Genomic DNA, 17593 nt, shown 5'->3' on the forward strand with positions numbered 1-17593 from the left:
CGATGACGCCCCCGGAGGAATAGATGTCGGAGCAGCAGGACCAGCCACTCGTCGCCGACGACAGCCTGGAGAGCGAGGGCCGCTGCCCGGTCGTGCACGCCCGCGCCCCGCACCCCACCCAGAACGCCGTGGGCGGCAATCACGGCTGGTGGCCGAACCAGCTGAACCTCAAGATCCTCGCGAAGAACCAGCCCGTCACGAACCCCTATGACGCGGACTTCGACTACGCCGAGGCCTTCCAGTCCCTCGACCTGCCCGCCGTCAAGCGGGACATCGAGGAGGCGCTGACCACCTCCCACGACTGGTGGCCGGCCGACTTCGGCCACTACGGCCCGCTGATCATCCGGATGGCCTGGCACAGCGCCGGCACGTACCGGATCAGCGACGGCCGCGGCGGTGCGGGCAACGGCCAGCAGCGCTTCGCGCCGCTGAACAGCTGGCCGGACAACGGCAACCTGGACAAGGCCCGCAGGCTGCTCTGGCCGGTGAAGAAGAAGTACGGCCAGAACCTCTCCTGGGCCGACCTGATGATCCTCGCCGGCAATGTGGCGCTGGAGTCGATGGGCTTCGACACCTTCGGCTTCGGCGGCGGCCGCGCGGACACCTGGGAGCCGGAGGAGGACGTCTACTGGGGCCCGGAGCAGACCTGGCTCGGCGACGAGCGCTACTCCGGCGACCGTGAGCTGGAGAACCCGCTCGGCGCGGTCCAGATGGGCCTGATCTACGTCAACCCGGAGGGCCCGAACGGCACCCCGGACCCGATCGCCGCGGCCCGCGACATCCGCGAGACGTTCCGCCGGATGGCGATGAACGACGAGGAGACCGTCGCCCTGATCGCCGGCGGCCACACCTTCGGCAAGACCCACGGGGCGGGCGACGCCGACCTCGTCGGCGTCGAGCCCGAGGGCGCCCCGATCGAGCAGATGGGCCTGGGCTGGAAGAACGACTTCGGCTCCGGCAAGGGCCGGGACGCGATCACCTCAGGGCTCGAGGTCACCTGGACGCCGACCCCGACCAAGTGGGACAACACCTTCTGGGACGTCCTCTTCGGCTACGAGTGGGAGCTGTTCCAGAGCCCGGCGGGCGCCAACCAGTGGCGGCCGAAGGACGGCGCCGGGGCCGGCACCGTACCGGACCCGGAGGCGCCGGACGACGCGTCCAAGCGCCGCCAGCCGACGATGCTGACCACCGACCTGTCGCTGCGCTTCGACCCGGTCTACGAGCCGATCTCGCGCCGCTTCAAGGACAACCCGGCCGAGTTCGCGGACGCGTTCGCCCGTGCCTGGTACAAGCTCACCCACCGCGACATGGGCCCGGTCGTGCGCTACCTCGGCCCGGAGGTGCCGGACGAGGAGCTGCTGTGGCAGGACCCGGTCCCGGCCGTGTCCCACCCGCTGGTCGGTGACGCCGAGGTCGCGGACCTCAAGCAGCAGGTGCTGTCCTCGGGCCTGACCGTCTCGCAGCTGGTGACGACGGCCTGGGCGGCGGCGTCCTCCTTCCGCGGCAGCGACAAGCGCGGCGGCGCCAACGGCGCCCGTATCCGCCTGCAGCCGCAGAACGGCTGGGAGGTCAACAACCCGGACGAGCTGGCCACGGTGCTGCGCAAGCTGGAAAGCACCCAGCAGGGCTTCAACTCCGCGGCGCCGGGCGGCAAGCAGATCTCGCTCGCCGACCTGATCGTCCTCGCCGGTGCGGCGGGCGTCGAGCAGGCGGCGAAGAACGCGGGCCTCGACATCAAGGTCCCGTTCGCCCCGGGTCGTACGGACGCCTCGCAGGAGCAGACGGACGTCGAGTCGTTCGCCGCGATGGAGCCGTCCGCGGACGGCTTCCGCAACTGGGTCGGCAAGGGCAACCGGCTGCCGGCGGAGTTCCTGCTGCTGGACAAGGCGAACCTGCTCACGCTGAGCGCGCCGGAGATGACCGCGCTCGTCGGCGGCCTGCGGGTGCTGGGTGCCAACCACCAGGGCTCGAAGTTCGGCGCCTTCACCCAGCAGCCGGAGTCGCTGACGAACGACTTCTTCACCAACCTGCTGGACATGGACGTCACCTGGCAGCCCACCGCCGAGGACGCGACCACCTTCGAGGGCCGCGACGCCTCCGGCCAGGTGAAGTGGACCGGCACCCGGGTCGACCTGATCTTCGGCTCGAACTCGGAGCTGCGGGCGCTCGCGGAGGTCTACGCGAGCGATGACGGCAAGGAGAAGTTCGCGCAGGACTTCGTGAAGGCGTGGGACAAGGTCATGAACCTGGACCGGTTCGACCTGAAGTGACCCGTCTCTGACGGGAACGCACGGCGGCCGGCCTGCTCTTGAGCAGGCCGGCCGCCCGGCTTTCACCGCCGCTTGCAGAACGCCGCGTCCGCCGTCGCCAGGAGCTCGCGTACCGCCGCCTCGTCCGGCGACACATTGGTGGTGCCGTAGACGGTGACCGTGCGGCCGCCCGCCGTACGGCCGCTGAGCACCGAGTCGCCGGGCAGGTCGCCCTCGTGGCCCCAGTGGGTGCCGCCGCAGCTCAGCGGGATGCCCACGAGGCCGTAGCCGTACTTGCTGCCCACGGGGTACGGGCCCTGACCGCCGACCTCGGTGGCGTCGTGGGTCATCTGCCGCACCGCCCACTTCGGCAGCAGCCGGCCGCGGAAGAGGCCGTCCCAGAAGGCGTCGAGGTCGCGCGGGGTGGAGACCAGGCCGCCCGAGGGTCCGAAGAGGTATCCGGGGAGTTCGGTGACGTCGGTGCGGCCGTCCTCGGGGTGTGCGGGATGGATGCCGTAGTTGCGGGCGTGCGGGCCGCGCAGGGTGAGTTCGTCGCGGCCGGGCCAGTATGTGTGGTCGAGGCCGAGCGGCTGCAGGATGTGGCGCTCGATGTAGGTGCGGAAGTCGGTGCCGGAGACCTTGCCGATGATCATGCCGAGGACGAGGTAGTTGGTGTTGGAGTAGCCCCAGTCGGCGTCCGGCGCGAAGTCGGGGCCCTGGCGCAGCGACAGCTCGAGGAACTCCTCGGGTGTGTACGGCTCGGGGCGGTTCCAGTCGGGCCGGGTCGCGTACTCGGCGAGGCCGGTGCGCTGCTTGAGCAGCTGGCGGACGGTGATGTCGCTGCCCTTGAGCTGCGGTACGTAGCGGCCCGCACGGTCATCGAGCCCGAGCTCGCCCTTGGCCACCAGCCGCATGACGGCGGTGGCGGTGAACGACTTGGTGACGCTGGCGATCCGGAAGCTGTCGTCCGGTCCGGGCATCGGCCTGTCGGTGCCGAGCTCGGCGGTCCCGGCGGTGCGAGTGGTGCGCCCGTCGTATGCGAGGGCGCCCGGAACATCGTGCTCGTCCACGAGCCGCTCCAGCCCCTGCTGCACCGGATCCTCGCCACGGTCCGGGGCCAACGCCCCCGCGCTCGGCGCGACGGCCGCGACGAGCGCGGCGGCGGTCAGGACGGATGCGGTGGTGCGGCGGACGGTCGTACGGGCCATGATCTCTCCCCTGCCGGTTGATCGGTCGGGAACAGCCTCGCCAAAACGGCTGCCAAGATCCCTGGTGCCTTCCGGCCGATCCGTGCTGCGGCTAGCCCCACCCTGCGCATGTCATTGACGCGTCAACTCGCCTTCTCTACGGTGCCGTTCGAAGTACTGACCATTGTCCGGCATCTCGAACGAGAGGCTCCCCCACATGCCACCCAGACGCCGCCGGCTCGGGCTCGCCCTGAGCGCGCTGAGCGCTCTGCTCGCCGGTACGCTGCTCGCCCCCGCCCCCGGAGCGGCCGCCGAGCCCACCGACTACACGATCGACGTGGAGACGGCGGGCAGCGGCGCGACGATCGACGACTCGATGTACGGGGTCTTCTTCGAGGACATCAACCAGGCCGCGGACGGCGGCATTTACGCCGAGCTGGTGCAGAACCGCTCCTTCGAGTACGAGGCCGCCGACAACCCCGGCTACACCCCGAAGACCGGCTGGGATACCGGCGGCACCGCCGAGGTGCGGGACGACGACGGGCGGCTCAACGCCCGTAACCGGCACTATCTGGCGCTCGGCGCCGGCGCCTCGGCGACCAACGGCGGATTCAGGACCGGGATCGCCGTCGAGGAGGGCAAGACCTACGACTTCTCGCTCTGGGCCCGCGCCGACGGCGACGCGCCGCTGGAGATCTCGCTCGCCGACGGCGACGGCGCGCTCGGCGCCGCCCAAAAGGTCACCGCGAGTGGCAAGTGGGCCAAGTACGAGGCCGCGTTCACCGCGGACCGCACCTCGGCCACCGGCCGTCTCACCGTGAAGGCGGGCGGCACCCCGGCCGCCGTCGACATGGTGTCGCTCTTCCCGCGCGACACGTACAAGGGCCGCGCGAACGGGCTCCGCAAGGACCTCGCCGAGAAGGTCGAGGCGCTGGACCCCGGCTTCCTCCGCTTCCCCGGCGGCTGCCTGGTCAACACCGGCAGCCACCAGGGATACGACGAGGGCTCGGGCTGGGAGCGCAAGCGGTCGTATCAGTGGAAGGACACCATCGGCCCGGTCGAGACCCGCGCCACCAACGCCAACTTCTGGGGCTACAACCAGAGCTACGGCCTCGGCTACTACGAGTACTTCCAGTTCGCCGAGGACATCGGTGCCATGCCGCTGCCGGTCGTGCCCGCGCTGGTCACCGGCTGCGGGCAGAACAAGGCGACCGACGACCCGGAGCTGCTGAAGCGGCACATCCAGGACACCCTCGATCTGATCGAGTTCGCGAACGGGCCCGCGACCAGCGAATGGGGCGCCAAGCGCGCGGAGATGGGGCACCCGGAGCCGTTCGGCCTCACCCACCTCGGGGTGGGGAACGAGGAGAACCTGCCGGACGAGTTCATGGCCCGCTTCAAGGAGTTCCGGGCCGCCATCGAGGCGAAGCACCCGGACATCACGGTGGTCTCGAATTCCGGCCCCGACGACTCCGGCACCGTCTTCGACCGGGCGTGGCAGCTCAACCGGGACAACGACGTGGCGATGGTCGATGAGCACTACTACAACAGCCCGCGGTGGTTCCTGGAGAACAACAACCGCTACGACTCCTACGATCGCAACGGCCCGAAGGTGTTCCTCGGTGAGTACGCCTCCCAGGGCAATACGTTCGGCAACGCCCTGGCCGAGGCCGCGTACATGACTGGGCTCGAACGCAACGCGGACGTCGTCAAGCTCGCCTCGTACGCCCCGCTGCTGGCCGGCGAGGGCACGGTGCAGTGGGAGCCGGACATGATCTGGTTCGACAACACCAGATCCTGGGGCTCGGCGAACTACGAGATGCAGAAGCTCTTCATGACCAGCACCGGCGATCAGGTCGTGCCCTCGAAAGCCTCAGGGACACCGGCCACCTCCGGCCCGATCACCGGCGCGGTCGGGCTGTCCACCTGGGCCACCAGCGCGGCGTACGACGATGTGCGGGTGACGGGCGCGGACGGCGGCGAGCTGCTCGCCGACGACTTCGCCGCCGGCGACGGCAAGTGGACGCAGGCCACCGGCGCCGGGTCGTGGGCGGTCCAGGACGGGGCGTACGTCCAGTCCGACGAGGCCGCCGAGAACACCCTGGTCACCGCCGGCGACACCGGCTGGCACGACTACGACCTGAAGGTGAAGGCCACCAAGAAGTCCGGCAAGGAGGGCTTCCTCGTCGCCTTCGGCGTCAAGGACACCGGGAATCTGTACTGGTGGAACCTCGGCGGCTGGGGCAACACCGCGTCCGGCGTCGAGCGGCACGTGTCGGGCGGCAAGGAGACGATGCTCCAGGACGCCACGAAGATCGAGACGGGGCGCACATACGACGTCGAGGCGAAGGTGCGCGGCCGGTCCGTGGCGCTGTATCTCGACGGCGAGAAGTGGGGCGAGTTCACCGACGACAAGCAGGCCGAGCCCTTCCGGCAGGTCGTCACCAGGGACAAGGCCACCGGCGACCTGATCGTCAAGGTGGTCAACGCACAGGAGAGCGCGGCCCGTACGAAGGTGGCGCTGGGCGCGGGCAGCAGCCCCGAGGCCACGGCGGAGGTCACCACGCTGGCCGCGGACCCGGCGGCGGAGAACACGGCGGACGCGCGGCCGGTGAAGCCGGAGACGTCGGAGTTCGACGGGGTCGCGGAGAACTTCGCGTACACCTTCCCGGCGCACTCCGTCACGTTCCTGCGGATCAAGGGCGCATGACAGAGCTCCGCCCCGTCGGCTCGTCAGGAAGCCGGCGGGGCGGAGCGGTCCGCGGGATCAGCTGACGCCGAAGGAGTGCACCGTGGTGGTCCGGTACGTATCCCCCGGGCGCAGCACCGTCGACGGGAAGTTCGGCTGGTTCGGGGAGTCCGGGAAGTGCTGGGTCTCCAGGCAGAAACCGTCGCCCTGGCGGTAGACGCTGCCGGAGGTGCCGGTGATCGTGCCGTCGAGGAAGTTTCCCGTGTAGCACTGCACGCCGGGCTCCGTGGTGGCGATGGTCATCGTGCGGCCGGAGCGCGGCTCGCTGACGGTGACGAAGCGCTCGGGGGCGCGGGTGCTGCCCTTGTCGAGGACGAAGTTGTGGTCGATGCCCTGGCCGTAGAGCTGCTGCTGGTGGGCGACGCGGATGTCCTTGCCGATCGCCTTGCCCGCCCGGAAGTCGAAGGGGGTGCCGGCGACCGGGGCGAGCTCGCCGGTGGGGATCAGGGTCTTGTTGACCGGGGTGTAGCGGGCGGCGGCAAGCTTCATCTGATGGCCGTAGATGTCGCCGGTGCCCTCGCCCGCGAGGTTGAAGTACGTGTGGCTGGTGAGGTTCACGATCGTCGGCTTGGACGTGGTGGCCCGGTAGTCGATGCGGAAGTCGCCCGCCGCGGTGAGGGTGTAGTCGACGCGGGTGCGCAGGGTGCCCGGGTAGCCCATTTCGCCGTCGGCGCTGACGTAGCGCAGGATCAGGCCGACGTCGCTGCCGCGGCTGAACGGCTCGACGTCCCAGACGCGCTTGTCGAAGCCCTGCGTGCCGCCGTGCAGGCTGTTCTCGCCGTCGTTCTGGGGCAGTTGGTAGGTGGTGCCGTCGAGGGTGAAGCGGCCGCCGGCGATGCGGTTGCCGTAGCGGCCGATGAGCGCGCCGAAGTAGGTCCCGGCGTTGACGTAGCCGTCGACGTCCGCGCAGCCGAGGGAGACGTTGGCGTACCGGCCGCGGGCGTCGGGGAGCTCCAGGCGGTGCACGATGCCGCCGTAGGAGAGGACGCCGAGCTTGGTGCCGCCGTTCTCGAGGGTCCAGAGGTCCACGCGGGTGCCGTCGGCCAGCTTGCCGAAGGGTCTGCGGGTCGGCTTTGTTTTTTGTGCCTGTGACTGTGCCTGTGCGGGGGCGGCGAGTCCTGCGGCGGCCAGGCCGCCGGCCGTGGCCGCGATGACGCCTCGTCTGCTGATGGGCATGAGAAGTCCCTTTCCCCAAGCCTGAGTTCGAAATATCGGACACCGTTCGAAGTGCTGGCGTGAACCTACGGCTGCCACCTGGCACCGTCAACGCTCCCCGCACCCGTCGAAAGCCTTTCGAATTCTGCGCGAGCCGTTGACGTGCCTTTCGCGCACACCTACCTTCCGTTCGAAGTCTTGATCAGTGTTCGGTATCTCGGACATCAGCAAGCCGTGAGAGGACCCGCATGCCCTCCCCCACCGCCCGTTTCGCCCTGCACCCCGCCTTCACGGTCGGCCAGGTGCACCCCCGGCTCTTCGGCTCCTTCGTCGAGCACCTCGGCCGCTGCGTCTATACGGGCATCCACGAGCCCGGTCACCCCGAGGCAGACGCCGCGGGCCTGCGCCAGGACGTGCTCGCCCTGGTCCGCGAGCTCGGCGTCACCGCGATCCGCTATCCGGGCGGCAACTTCGTCTCCAACTTCCGCTGGGAGGACTCGGTCGGGCCGGTGGCGGACCGCCCGCGCCGCCTCGACCTCGCCTGGCGCACCACCGAGCCGAACGCCTTCGGGCTGAGCGAGTTCATGGCCTTCCTGAAGAAGCTGGGCCCCGACGCCGAGCCGATGCTCGCCCTCAACCTCGGCACCCGCGGCGTCGCCGAGGCCCTCGAGCTCCTCGAATACGCCAACCACCCCGCCGGCTCCGCCCTCGCAGAGCGTCGCATCGGGCACGGCGACAAGGAGCCGTTCGGCGTCCGCATGTGGTGCCTCGGCAACGAACTGGACGGCCCCTGGCAGACCGGCCACAAGACCGCCGCCGAATACGGCCGGCTGGCCGCCGAGACCGCCCGCGCCATGCGCCAGTACGACCCTGAGCTGACCCTCGTCGCCTGCGGCTCCTCCAACCAGGGCATGCCCACCTTCGGCGCCTGGGAGGCCGAGGTCCTCACCGAGACGTACGACCTCGTCGACCACATCTCGCTGCACGCCTACTACGAGGAGAAGGACGGCGACCGCGACTCCTTCCTCGCCTCCGCCGCCGACATGGACTCCTTCATCGAGAACGTCGTCGCCACCTGCGACCACGTCGGCGCCAAGCTGAAGTCGGACAAGCGCATCCAGCTCTCCTTCGACGAGTGGAACGTCTGGTACCAGCACCGCTTCCACGAGCAGATCGAAGCCGAGCCGCTCGACTGGCCCGAAGCCCCGCGGCTGCTGGAGGACCACTACACCGTCACCGACGCCGTCGTCTTCGGCTCGCTCCTCATCACCCTGCTGCGGCACGCCGACCGGGTCACCGCCGCCTGCCTGGCCCAGCTGGTCAACGTCATCGCGCCGATCATGACCGAGCCGGGCGGCCCGGCCTGGCGGCAGACCACCTTCTTCCCGTTCGCGCAGGCCTCCCGGCACGGGCGCGGGGAGGTGCTCGATGTACGGGCGGACTCGCCGACGTACCGGACGAAGAAGTACGGCGAGGTGCCGCTGCTGCATACGACCGCGGTCCGCGACCCGGAGTCGGGCGCGGTGACCGTCTTCGCGGTGAACCGCAGCCAGTCGGAGACGCTGCCGCTGCGGGTCGCCCTCGACGCGGGCCTGGCCCTGACCCGTATCGAAGAGCACTCCGTGCTCAGCGACGCCGACCCCGACGCCCGCAACACCCTCGAAGACCCGGAGCGCGTCACCCCCCATCCCGGCGAGGGCGCGGCCCTCGGCGCCGACGGGCTGACCGCCGAACTCGAGCCGCTGTCCTGGACCATGATCCGCCTCGCCTGAGGCCGTCCCCCCTGAGAAACGAGCCGCTATGGAACCACGACCTCCCCTGACCCGGCGCCGCGCGCTCGCCGGCGCGGGCGCGCTGGCCGCCGCCGGCGCGCTGTCCCCGCTCGCCGCCGGCTGCTCGGCCCCGTACGACACGGTCGCGTCCGACAAGACCCGGCTGCGCTTCTGGCATCTCTACGGCGGCGGCGACGGCGTCAATATGACGGCGATGCTGGACGCCTTCGCCGCCGGACACCGCGGCATCGACCTCCAGGCCACCGTGCTGGAGTGGGGCGCGCCGTACTACACCAAGCTCGGCATGGCGGGCGCCGGCGGCCGGGCGCCCGAGATAGCCGCGATGCACCTGGCCCGGGTGCCGGGCTTCGCACCCGGCAAGCTGCTCGACCCGTTCGATCTCGACCTGCTCGCCGAACTCGGGGTGAAGCCGGAGGACTTCACCAAGGAGATGTGGGAGCGCGGGCAGTTCGGCGGCAAGCAGTACGCCATCCCGCTCGACACCCACCCGATGGTCCTCTACTACCAGACGGAGCTCTGCGAGAAGGCCGGGCTGCTCGACGGCGACGGCAGGCTGAAGCCGATCGAGTCCACCGGGGACTTCACCGCCGCGCTGCGGGCGGTCAAGAAGGTCACCGGCGGCCCGGCGCTGATCACCGAGACGCTGGGCCCGGACGTCGTCGGGCCGTGGCGGCTGTTCGCCACCTTCTACGCCCAGAGCGGCGGCCGGGTGCTGTCCGCCGACGGCAAGCGGATCGAGCTGGACGACGCCAAGGCGCTGAAGGTGCTCGACTACCTCGCCCGGCTCGGCGAGGAGGGGCTGATGCTGCGCCGCGCCGACTACCCCGGCTCGATCGGGCAGTTCAGCGGCGGCAAGTTCGGCTTCCTCCTCAACGGCGAGTGGGAGGTGTCCACCTTCAAGACCGCCAAGATGAAGTTCTCCATGACCCGCACCCCCGGCCTCTTCGGCCCGCCGAAGACATTCGCCGACTGCCATGCCTTCGTGCTGCCGCACCAGGAGGGCCGCGGCGGCGCCCCCGACCGGGCCGCGCACACGCTGGCCGCCTGGATGCTCAAGCACTCGGTGGACTGGGCGAAGGGCGGCCATGTGCCGGCCTACACCCCGGTCCTGGACGACCCGGCGTACGTCAAGCTCAAGCCGCAGTCGGAGTACCGCGGCGTGATCGACGACGTCGTCCTCGACGACCCCGCCTGGTTCGCCGGCTCCGCCTCCCGCATGTGGATCGAGCTGGGCGGGGTCTTCTCCGGAGTGCTCACCGGCACCCGCAGTCCGCGGGGCGCCGTCGCCGAGGCGAGGAAGCGGCTGCGGCAGCTCCTCGACACCCCCAACCCCCTTCCGGGAGCCGAGTCATGACCACGGCAGCCACCACCCCCGCATCGACCGCGGCACCGGCGCGCGCACCCGCCGCCGCCCCGGCCGGGATCCGCCGCCCCTGGACGGAGCACGGGCTGCTGTTCGTCGCCCCGTTCCTGCTGATATACGCGGGCTTCCTGCTCTGGCCGCTGCTGTCCGGGCTGTGGATGAGCTTCACCGACGCGGACATCACCGCACGCGGCTCGACCTTTACGGGCCTCGACAACTACACCGAGGCGCTGTCCGACCCGGACGTGTGGGCCTCGCTGTGGAACACCGTCTGGTTCACCGTCCTGTCCACCATCCCGCTGGTGCTCCTCGGCCTGCTGCTGGCGCTGCTCGCCAACGAGCTGAAGGTGGTGCAGTGGCTGTGGCGGCTGAGCTGGTTCGCGCCCTTCATGCTGCCGTCCGGCGTGGTGTGCCTGCTCTTCCTGAACATGATCTACCAGCCGGAGTTCGGCCTCGCCGACCAGCTGTTCGCCGTCTTCGGCCTGCACCCGGACATCGGCTGGCTGACCGACGAGCGGTACGCGATGCTGTCGATCGCCGCGACCACGGTCTGGTGGACGGTCGGCTTCAACTTCCTGCTCTACCTGGCCGCGCTGCAGTCCATCCCCGCCCACCTCTACGAAGCCGCGGAGCTGGACGGCGCCGGCCCCTGGCAGCGGCTGAAGCACATCACGCTGCCGATGCTGCGCCGCACCACGGTGCTGGTGCTGGTGCTGCAGCTGCTGGCCTCGCTGAAGATCTTCGACCAGGTGTACCTGATGACCGGCGGCGGCCCCGACGACTCGACCCGGGTGGTGCTGCAGTACGTCTACCAGCAGGGCTTCACCGGCTACCGGATCGGCTACGCCTCCGCCGTCTCGTACATCTTCTTCGCCATGATCCTGATCGTGTCCCTGATGCGCCCGTGGCTGTCCCGGCGACGTGCCGAGGAGGCCGCCCGATGAGTGTGCTGAGTGCCCTTTCGACCCGCGACACCGGCAGCCGCAAGACGCGCTGGACCCCCGGCCGGCTGGCGCTGCTGGCCGTCGCGCTGCTGCTGACGCTCGTATGGCTGCTGCCGCTCGCCTGGGCGGTGGCCACATCGCTGAAGCCCGAGGCCGAGACGACGCAGACGCCCCTCGCCTGGATCGGCTCGGAGATCACCTTCGAGGCGTACGCGAAGGTCTGGGAGACCGGGGATCTGCAGCGCTGGTTCCTCAACTCCGCCTTCATCTCGGTGATGACGACGCTGCTGACCGTGCTGAGCTGCGCGATGGCCGCGTACGGCTTCACCCGGACCCAATTCCGCGGCAAGAAGCTGCTCTACGGCCTCGTGCTGGCCGGGATCATGGTGCCACCGCAGGTGCTGATGGCGCCGCTGTTCGTGGAGATGGTGCAGCTGGGCCTGGTCGACACGTACTGGGGGGTGATCCTGCCGCAGGTGGCGGAGCCGGCGATGGTGTTCATCCTGGTGAAGTTCTTCGAGGCGGTGCCGCGCGAGCTGGAGGAGTCGGCCTTCGTGGACGGGGCCGGGCGCTGGCGGGTGTTCTTCACCATCGTGCTGCCGCTGTCCCGGCCGGTGCTGGCGGCGGTCGCCATCTTCGTGTTCATCATGAGCTGGAACAACTTCCTGTGGCCGTTCCTGGTGACCACCGACCCGAACGGCATGACGCTGCCGGTCGGCCTCACCAACGTCCAGTCCAGCTTCGGCGTCCGCTACGCGCAGATCATGGCGTCGCTGGTGCTGGCCGCGCTGCCACTGCTGGTGATCTTCACGCTCTTCCAGCGGCAGATCGTGCGGGGCGTGGCGCATACGGGCCTCGCCGGGCAGTAGCACCAAGGAGCGCTGGAGTCCGGGGGACTCCAGCGCTCCAGTGCGTTTCCCGCGGGATTACGGGATGGTGGCGCCGTACTCCTCGAGCGCGGCCACGACCGGCTCGAAGAACGTCTCGCCGCCGCTGGAGCAGTTGCCGCTGCCGCCGGAGGTCAGGCCGAGCGCGTCGCCGCCCGCGAAGAGCGCGCCGCCGCTGTCGCCGGGCTCGGCGCAGACGTCGGTCTGGATCAGGCCGTTGACGGTGCCCTGCGGGTAGGTGACGGAGACGTCGAGTGCCTTGACGGTGCCGTCGTGCACCTGGGTGGTGCTGCCGCTGCGCTGCACAGTCTCGCCGACGACCGCCGCCCGGGCGCCGGTGATCTCCTGGGTGGAGCCGTTGTAGAGGTTCACGGCGCTGGGGTGCGCGGTGTCGCCCGTGTACTTGATCAGGGCGCGGTCATTGCCCGGGAAGGTCGCCGCCTCGGATGTGCCGATGACGGGGCCGCCCGAGCTCTCGGACCAGTCGGTGCCGCCGAGCTCCACGCAGTGACCCGCGGTCAGGAAGTACGGCTGGCCGCCCTTGGTCACGTTGAACCCGAGCGAACAGCGCGATCCGCCGGTGTAGATGGCGTCGCCGCCGGCGATGAACATCTCGAACTTGCCCGCCGTCCGCTTGAGGACGGCCTTGCCGTCCTGCGCGGCGACCTGCTTCTTCAGCTTCGCGAGCGCCTCGCCCTTGACCGTACGGTCGGCGGTGACGACGACCTTGCCGGTGGTCTTGTCGATGGCGCGGGAGGTGCCGGAGACGGCGCTGTCCGTCAGATCGGCCTTGACGGACTTGAGGGTTTTGGCTTCCGGAGCACCGGTGGCGGCATTGGCGTCCGCCAGTGTCAGGCTGCCGGCGAGAAGTGCGACTGCGGCCGCGGTGGCGGCGGTGAGCCGCGCTCTGGATATTCGATGCCTCAACTTCAGTTCCTCCTATGGGGGGTGGATCACCGGCGGTTCCGGTGCATCCGGAGGTTGCTGGGACATGCACATGCCAAGCCAGAGGTGGGTCGCACCCCGACCGGGCAACTCGCCGAGTATCCCGATCCAGCCAGGAACACTCAAGACCGCGTCGAAAAGGGGCAGTTGACGGCCTCATATGCCCCACCCGCTACTCCGCTTCCGCGACCAGCACCTCCACCCCGTCGGCCTGGAGGGCGTCGAGGTCGGACGCCGGGATGCCGGAGTCGACGATGACGAGGTCGAAGGCGCTGACCGGGGCGAGCTGATACAGCCCGCGGCGGCGGAACTTGGTGTGGTCGACCAGCAGGATCCTGCGGGCGGCGGCGTCCATCAGGGCCCGCTTCACCGCCACCGTCTCCTGCGACTGGTGGTAGCACTGGCCGCGGGTGATCGCGGTCGTGGAGGCGAAGAGCGTGTCGGCGTAGAGGCTGGTCACGGCGTCCACGGTGCGCAGCCCGAGGAAGGCGTCGTACGCGGGGTAGTAGGTGCCGCCCAGCGAGATCAGCTCGACCCCGGGGCTGCCGGCGAGCGCCTGCGTGACGGGCACGAAGTTGGTGATCACGGTCAGCGGCGCGCGCTGGGCGAGGAGGCGGGTGAGCGCCAGCGCGGTGGTGCTGTCGTCGACGATGACCGACTGCCCGGTCCTGACCAGGGGCAGGGCGGCGCGGGCGAGCGCGTTCTTCTCCGCCACCATGGCCTGGGTGCGGTGCCGGACGTCGCCGTGGAACGCGGTCGAGGGCTGGGCCGTCGCGCCGCCGCGGACCTTCCGCAGCCATCCCCGGCTCTGCAGATAGTCGAGGTCCCGCCGGATGGTCATGGGCGTCACGCCGAGCTCGTCGGCCAGCTGCTCGATCCGTACGAACCCTTCGTCCACGACGCGGCCTTTGATCCGCTCCCGCCGCTCACGAGGCTTACGTCCGCTCATGTCGGCCGGCCGGGGGATCTCTGCCTCCATGAAGTCTCCTGTTCCTTTTCTGTGAAGTGAACATCCTGGTATTCAGCGGATCAACCCTGTTCGTCATGCCTTCTGAAGCGGCAACTCCTGCTGAGCGAACATTTCCGGTGGGGGAATGGGCGGGCCGACTGTGCAGTTTTTGAGGCCAGTTGACACTATTGAAACACCCTTGTTTCGTGTGCGTTGCCTGGAGCGGCCCCCGCGAGCAAGGAGTGTGGAACATGAGGAAACTGGCCAGTTTTGCTCTTACCGGCATCCTCGCCGTGGGCGCGCTCACGGCGTGCGCCGAAGAGCCCGGCACGAGCGATTCCGGCGCCAAGGGCGGCGGCAAGGACGCGGCCGGCAAGGTCGCGTTCCTGATGCCCGACCTCGCCTCCACCCGCTACGAGCAGTACGACGCCCCGCTGTTCAAGAAGCGGATGGGCCAGCTGTGCGCGGACTGCAAGGTGGTCTACCAGAACGCCAACAGCGACGCGTCGCTGCAACAGCAGCAGGCCAACTCCGCGATGGCGCAGGGCGCCAAGGTCATCGTCCTCGACCCGGTCGACTCGGACTCCGCGGCCACCATCGTGCAGACCGCCCAGTCCCAGGGCGTCAAGGTGGTCGCGTACGACCGTCCGATCCCCAAGAAGGCGGCCGATTTCTACGTCTCGTTCGACAACGAGGCGATCGGCTCGTCCATCGGCCAGTCGCTGGTCGACCATCTCAAGAAGACCAAGGCCAAGGGCGGCCTGCTGCAGGTCAACGGCTCCCCCACGGACGCCGCCGCCGGGCTGATCAAGAAGGGCGTGCACAAGGCCGTCGACGACAGCGGGTTCAAGCTGCTGGCCGAGTACGACACCCCGAAGTGGTCCCCGGAGAAGGCGCAGCAGTGGGTGAGCGGGAAGATCGCGCAGCACGACGACCGTATCGTCGGCGTCGTGGCCGCCAATGACGGCACCGGCGGCGGGTCGATCGCCGCCTTCAAGGCCGCCGAGAAGAAGGTCCCGCCGATCACCGGCAACGACGCCGAACTGGCCGCGGTCCAGCGCGTCATCGCGGGCGATCAGTACAACACCATCTCCAAGCCGATCAGGATCGTGGCGGAGGCGGCGGCCGAGGTCGCGCACCAGCTGATGCAGGGCAAGAAGCCCAAGCCCGACACCACGCTCTTCAAGACCCCGGCGCAGCTGTTCGAGCCGACCGTCGTGACCCAGGAGAACCTCAAGAAGGTCATCTTCGGCCCGGAGGGCGTGCTGAAGGTCAAGGACGTCTGCACCCGCAAGTACGCCGCCGACTGCAAGCAGCTGGGTATCAAGTGACCGCGCCCGTCCTGTCCTTGAGAGGCGTCAGCAAGCAGTTCGGCGCCGTCGCCGCGCTCACCGGCATCGACCTCGATGTCGCCGCCGGTGAGGTGGTGGCCGTGGTCGGCGACAACGGCGCCGGCAAGTCCACGCTCGTCAAGATCCTCTCCGGGGTGTACGCCCCGGACGCGGGCACCATCTCCATCCACGGCAAGGACGTCGCGCCCGCCTCCCCGGCCGCGGCGCACGCCCTGGGCATCGCCACCGTCTACCAGGACCTGGCGCTGTGCGAGAACCTCGACGTCAAGGCGAATCTCTTCCTGGGCCAGGAGCTGCGGCCCTGGATGCTGGACGACGTCAGGATGGAGAAGCGCTCCTGGGAGCTGCTGCGCGAGCTGTCGGCCCGTATCCCGACGCTCAGCATCCCGGTGGCCGCGCTCTCCGGCGGCCAGCGGCAGACGGTGGCGATCACCCGGGCGCTGCTGGGCGATCCGGAGATCATCCTGCTCGACGAGCCGACCGCCGCGCTGGGCGTGGCGCAGACGGCCGAGGTGCTCAATCTGATCGAGCGGCTGAAGAGCAACGGGCTCGGTGTCGTCATGATCAGCCACAACATGGACGACGTCCGCGCCGTCGCCGACCGCGTGGCCGTGCTCCGGCTCGGCCGCAACAACGGTGTGTTCGACGCCCGCGACGTCTCGTCCGAAGAGATCGTCGCCGCCATCACCGGCGCGGCCGACAACGTCGTATCGCAGCGGGCCGCCCGCCACGCCACGGGCCGGCCGACCGAGCAGGAGGCGCCGTGACTTCCCTCGAGACCCCGGTGGCGGCGGCCGCCGCCGACCTGCAGGACGAGCGCCTGGTGACACCGCAGGGGTTCGCCGACAGCATCCGCGCCGCGATCCGCCGGGCCAAGGGCGGGGACCTCGGGATGCTGCCCGTGGTCGCCGGCATCGTGGTGATCTGGACCATCTTCCAGGCGCTGAACCAGACGTTCCTGTCCAGCACCAACCTGGTCAATCTGGCCTTCGACATGGTGTCCCTGGGCGTCATCGCGCTGGGCATCGTCTGCGTGCTGCTGGTCGGCCAGATCGACCTGTCGGTGGGCTCGGTGAGCGGCGTCGCCGCCGCCACCACCGGCGTGGTCATGGTCCGGCACGAGCAGTCGCTGGGGCTGACGATCCTGGCGGCGGTCGGCGCGGGCGCGGCGATCGGCTGGCTCTACGGGCAGGTGCTGAACCGCTTCGGCGTGCCCAGCTTCGTCGTCACCCTAGGCGGGCTGCTGGGCTTCCTCGGCACCCAGTTGTGGCTGCTGCGCGGCGAGAACGCCATCAATCTCCCGTACGACTCCGGGCTGGTGAAGTTCGCGCAACTGTGGTTCGTCCCCGACGCGCTGGCCTACGCCTTCGCGGTGGCGGCGGCCGGCGGCTTCCTGGCCACCGGCTGGATACGGGCCCGCAGCCGGCGCGCCGCCGGGCTCTCGTCGGTCTCGCTGCAGTGGCTGTCGGTGCAGGCGCTGCTGCTGGCGGCGGGGCTGCTGTTCGCGGTCTACTACCTGAACCGCACCCGCGGCGTGCCCTGGATGTTCATGCTCTTCGTCGCGCTGGTGCTGATCGTGCACTACGTCTTCACCAAGACGAAGTTCGGCCGGGCGCTGTACGCGGTCGGCGGCAACGCGGAGGCGGCCCGCAGGGCGGGCATCAACGTAAAAGCGGTCTACACCTCGGCGTTCATCATGTGCTCCACGCTGGCCGCGCTGGGCGGTGTGCTGGCCGCCGCCCGGCTGGCCGCGGCGAATCAGAGCACCGGCACCGCGGACGTCAACCTCAACGCGATCGCCGCCGCCGTGATCGGCGGCACCAGCCTCTTCGGCGGCCGCGGCTCGGCCTTCGCCGCCCTCCTCGGCGTCCTGGTCATCCAGTCGATCTCCAGCGGGCTCACCCTGCTCAACCTCGACTCCTCGTACCGCTTCATCATCACCGGCGCGGTGCTCCTCGTCGCCGTCGCCCTGGACTCCGCCGCCCGCCGGTCGCGACAGGCCCACGGAAGGGGCTGAGGC

The 17593-nt window shown here is 69.8% G+C and carries 13 protein-coding genes; 9 read left to right on the top strand and 4 right to left on the bottom strand.

What is annotated here, in order from left to right; genetic code table 11:
• Positions 1-23: 23 nt before the first annotated feature.
• Positions 24-2270 (top strand): catalase/peroxidase HPI, encoded by a 2247-nt coding sequence (katG, locus tag G5C51_RS08580; protein ID WP_165234367.1) that lies wholly within the window; start codon positions 24-26, stop codon positions 2268-2270.
• Between the two features lie 62 nt (positions 2271-2332).
• Here the strand turns inward: katG and G5C51_RS08585 are convergent, their stop codons facing one another.
• Positions 2333-3457: a serine hydrolase domain-containing protein gene (locus G5C51_RS08585; RefSeq protein WP_165234370.1), complete on the bottom strand. Its 1125-nt coding sequence runs from the start codon at positions 3455-3457 to the stop codon at positions 2333-2335.
• Positions 3458-3653: 196 nt separating this feature from the next.
• On the opposite strand from G5C51_RS08585, the gene G5C51_RS08590 reads away from it, so the two are divergent.
• Complete coding sequence (locus G5C51_RS08590) at positions 3654-6146, top strand: alpha-L-arabinofuranosidase C-terminal domain-containing protein (protein WP_165234373.1); 2493 nt, start codon at positions 3654-3656, stop codon at positions 6144-6146.
• Between the two features lie 57 nt (positions 6147-6203).
• Here G5C51_RS08590 and G5C51_RS08595 read toward each other — a convergent pair whose 3' ends face one another.
• A complete protein-coding gene (locus G5C51_RS08595) occupies positions 6204-7361 on the bottom strand; it encodes an aldose epimerase family protein (RefSeq protein ID WP_165234375.1) in 1158 nt (385 codons plus the stop codon).
• A gap of 227 nt (positions 7362-7588) precedes the next feature.
• Here G5C51_RS08595 and arfA point away from each other — a divergent pair, with 227 nt between their 5' ends.
• Genes arfA through G5C51_RS08615 form a run of 4 tightly spaced genes read left to right on the top strand, consistent with a single transcriptional unit; the run spans position 7589 to position 12309 of the window.
• Positions 7589-9112 carry an arabinosylfuranosidase ArfA gene (arfA, locus tag G5C51_RS08600; RefSeq protein ID WP_165234378.1) on the top strand — a complete coding sequence of 508 codons (1524 nt, stop codon included), beginning with the start codon at positions 7589-7591 and terminating at the stop codon, positions 9110-9112.
• A gap of 28 nt (positions 9113-9140) precedes the next feature.
• The gene (locus tag G5C51_RS08605) at positions 9141-10487 is read left to right on the top strand and encodes an extracellular solute-binding protein (RefSeq protein WP_165234381.1); all 1347 of its coding nucleotides are present in this window, start codon (positions 9141-9143) and stop codon (positions 10485-10487) included.
• Positions 10484-11440: a carbohydrate ABC transporter permease gene (locus tag G5C51_RS08610; protein WP_165234384.1), complete on the top strand. Its 957-nt coding sequence runs from the start codon at positions 10484-10486 to the stop codon at positions 11438-11440. Before G5C51_RS08605 ends, G5C51_RS08610 begins: the two co-directional genes overlap by 4 nt.
• Positions 11437-12309 (top strand): carbohydrate ABC transporter permease, encoded by an 873-nt coding sequence (locus tag G5C51_RS08615; protein ID WP_165234387.1) that lies wholly within the window; start codon positions 11437-11439, stop codon positions 12307-12309. The genes G5C51_RS08610 and G5C51_RS08615 overlap by 4 nt, the downstream gene beginning before the upstream one ends.
• A gap of 57 nt (positions 12310-12366) precedes the next feature.
• Here G5C51_RS08615 and G5C51_RS08620 read toward each other — a convergent pair whose 3' ends face one another.
• Entirely contained in the window at positions 12367-13254 is an 888-nt protein-coding gene (locus tag G5C51_RS08620) for a S1 family peptidase (RefSeq protein ID WP_165234390.1), read from the bottom strand.
• A gap of 190 nt (positions 13255-13444) precedes the next feature.
• The gene (locus tag G5C51_RS08625) at positions 13445-14221 is read right to left on the bottom strand and encodes a DeoR/GlpR family DNA-binding transcription regulator (protein WP_165234443.1); all 777 of its coding nucleotides are present in this window, start codon (positions 14219-14221) and stop codon (positions 13445-13447) included.
• 251 nt (positions 14222-14472) lie between these two features.
• Between G5C51_RS08625 and G5C51_RS08630 the strand changes: the two genes are divergently transcribed.
• From G5C51_RS08630 to G5C51_RS08640, 3 genes are read left to right on the top strand one after another with little or no spacing between them, the layout of a single operon-like run.
• Positions 14473-15552 carry an ABC transporter substrate-binding protein gene (locus tag G5C51_RS08630; protein WP_165234394.1) on the top strand — a complete coding sequence of 360 codons (1080 nt, stop codon included), beginning with the start codon at positions 14473-14475 and terminating at the stop codon, positions 15550-15552.
• Positions 15549-16340 carry an ATP-binding cassette domain-containing protein gene (locus G5C51_RS08635; protein ID WP_338118065.1) on the top strand — a complete coding sequence of 264 codons (792 nt, stop codon included), beginning with the start codon at positions 15549-15551 and terminating at the stop codon, positions 16338-16340. The genes G5C51_RS08630 and G5C51_RS08635 overlap by 4 nt, the downstream gene beginning before the upstream one ends.
• Positions 16337-17590 (top strand): ABC transporter permease subunit, encoded by a 1254-nt coding sequence (locus tag G5C51_RS08640; RefSeq protein WP_165234397.1) that lies wholly within the window; start codon positions 16337-16339, stop codon positions 17588-17590. Before G5C51_RS08635 ends, G5C51_RS08640 begins: the two co-directional genes overlap by 4 nt.
• The last annotated feature ends 3 nt before the right edge of the window (positions 17591-17593 follow it).

This window comes from Streptomyces coryli (assembly GCF_011044975.1).
In the GTDB taxonomy this organism is placed as follows: Bacteria; Actinomycetota; Actinomycetes; order Streptomycetales; family Streptomycetaceae; genus Streptomyces; species Streptomyces coryli.

Coding starts and splice junctions, on each gene's coding strand:
- G5C51_RS08625 (WP_165234443.1), bottom strand. CDS start 14,221: ATGAGCGGACGTAAGCCTCGTGAGCGGCGGGAGCGGATCAAAGGCCGC.
- katG (WP_165234367.1), top strand. CDS start 24: ATGTCGGAGCAGCAGGACCAGCCACTCGTCGCCGACGACAGCCTGGAG.
- arfA (WP_165234378.1), top strand. CDS start 7,589: ATGCCCTCCCCCACCGCCCGTTTCGCCCTGCACCCCGCCTTCACGGTC.
- G5C51_RS08610 (WP_165234384.1), top strand. CDS start 10,484: ATGACCACGGCAGCCACCACCCCCGCATCGACCGCGGCACCGGCGCGC.
- G5C51_RS08590 (WP_165234373.1), top strand. CDS start 3,654: ATGCCACCCAGACGCCGCCGGCTCGGGCTCGCCCTGAGCGCGCTGAGC.
- G5C51_RS08605 (WP_165234381.1), top strand. CDS start 9,141: ATGGAACCACGACCTCCCCTGACCCGGCGCCGCGCGCTCGCCGGCGCG.
- G5C51_RS08630 (WP_165234394.1), top strand. CDS start 14,473: ATGAGGAAACTGGCCAGTTTTGCTCTTACCGGCATCCTCGCCGTGGGC.
- G5C51_RS08585 (WP_165234370.1), bottom strand. CDS start 3,457: ATGGCCCGTACGACCGTCCGCCGCACCACCGCATCCGTCCTGACCGCC.
- G5C51_RS08595 (WP_165234375.1), bottom strand. CDS start 7,361: ATGCCCATCAGCAGACGAGGCGTCATCGCGGCCACGGCCGGCGGCCTG.
- G5C51_RS08615 (WP_165234387.1), top strand. CDS start 11,437: ATGAGTGTGCTGAGTGCCCTTTCGACCCGCGACACCGGCAGCCGCAAG.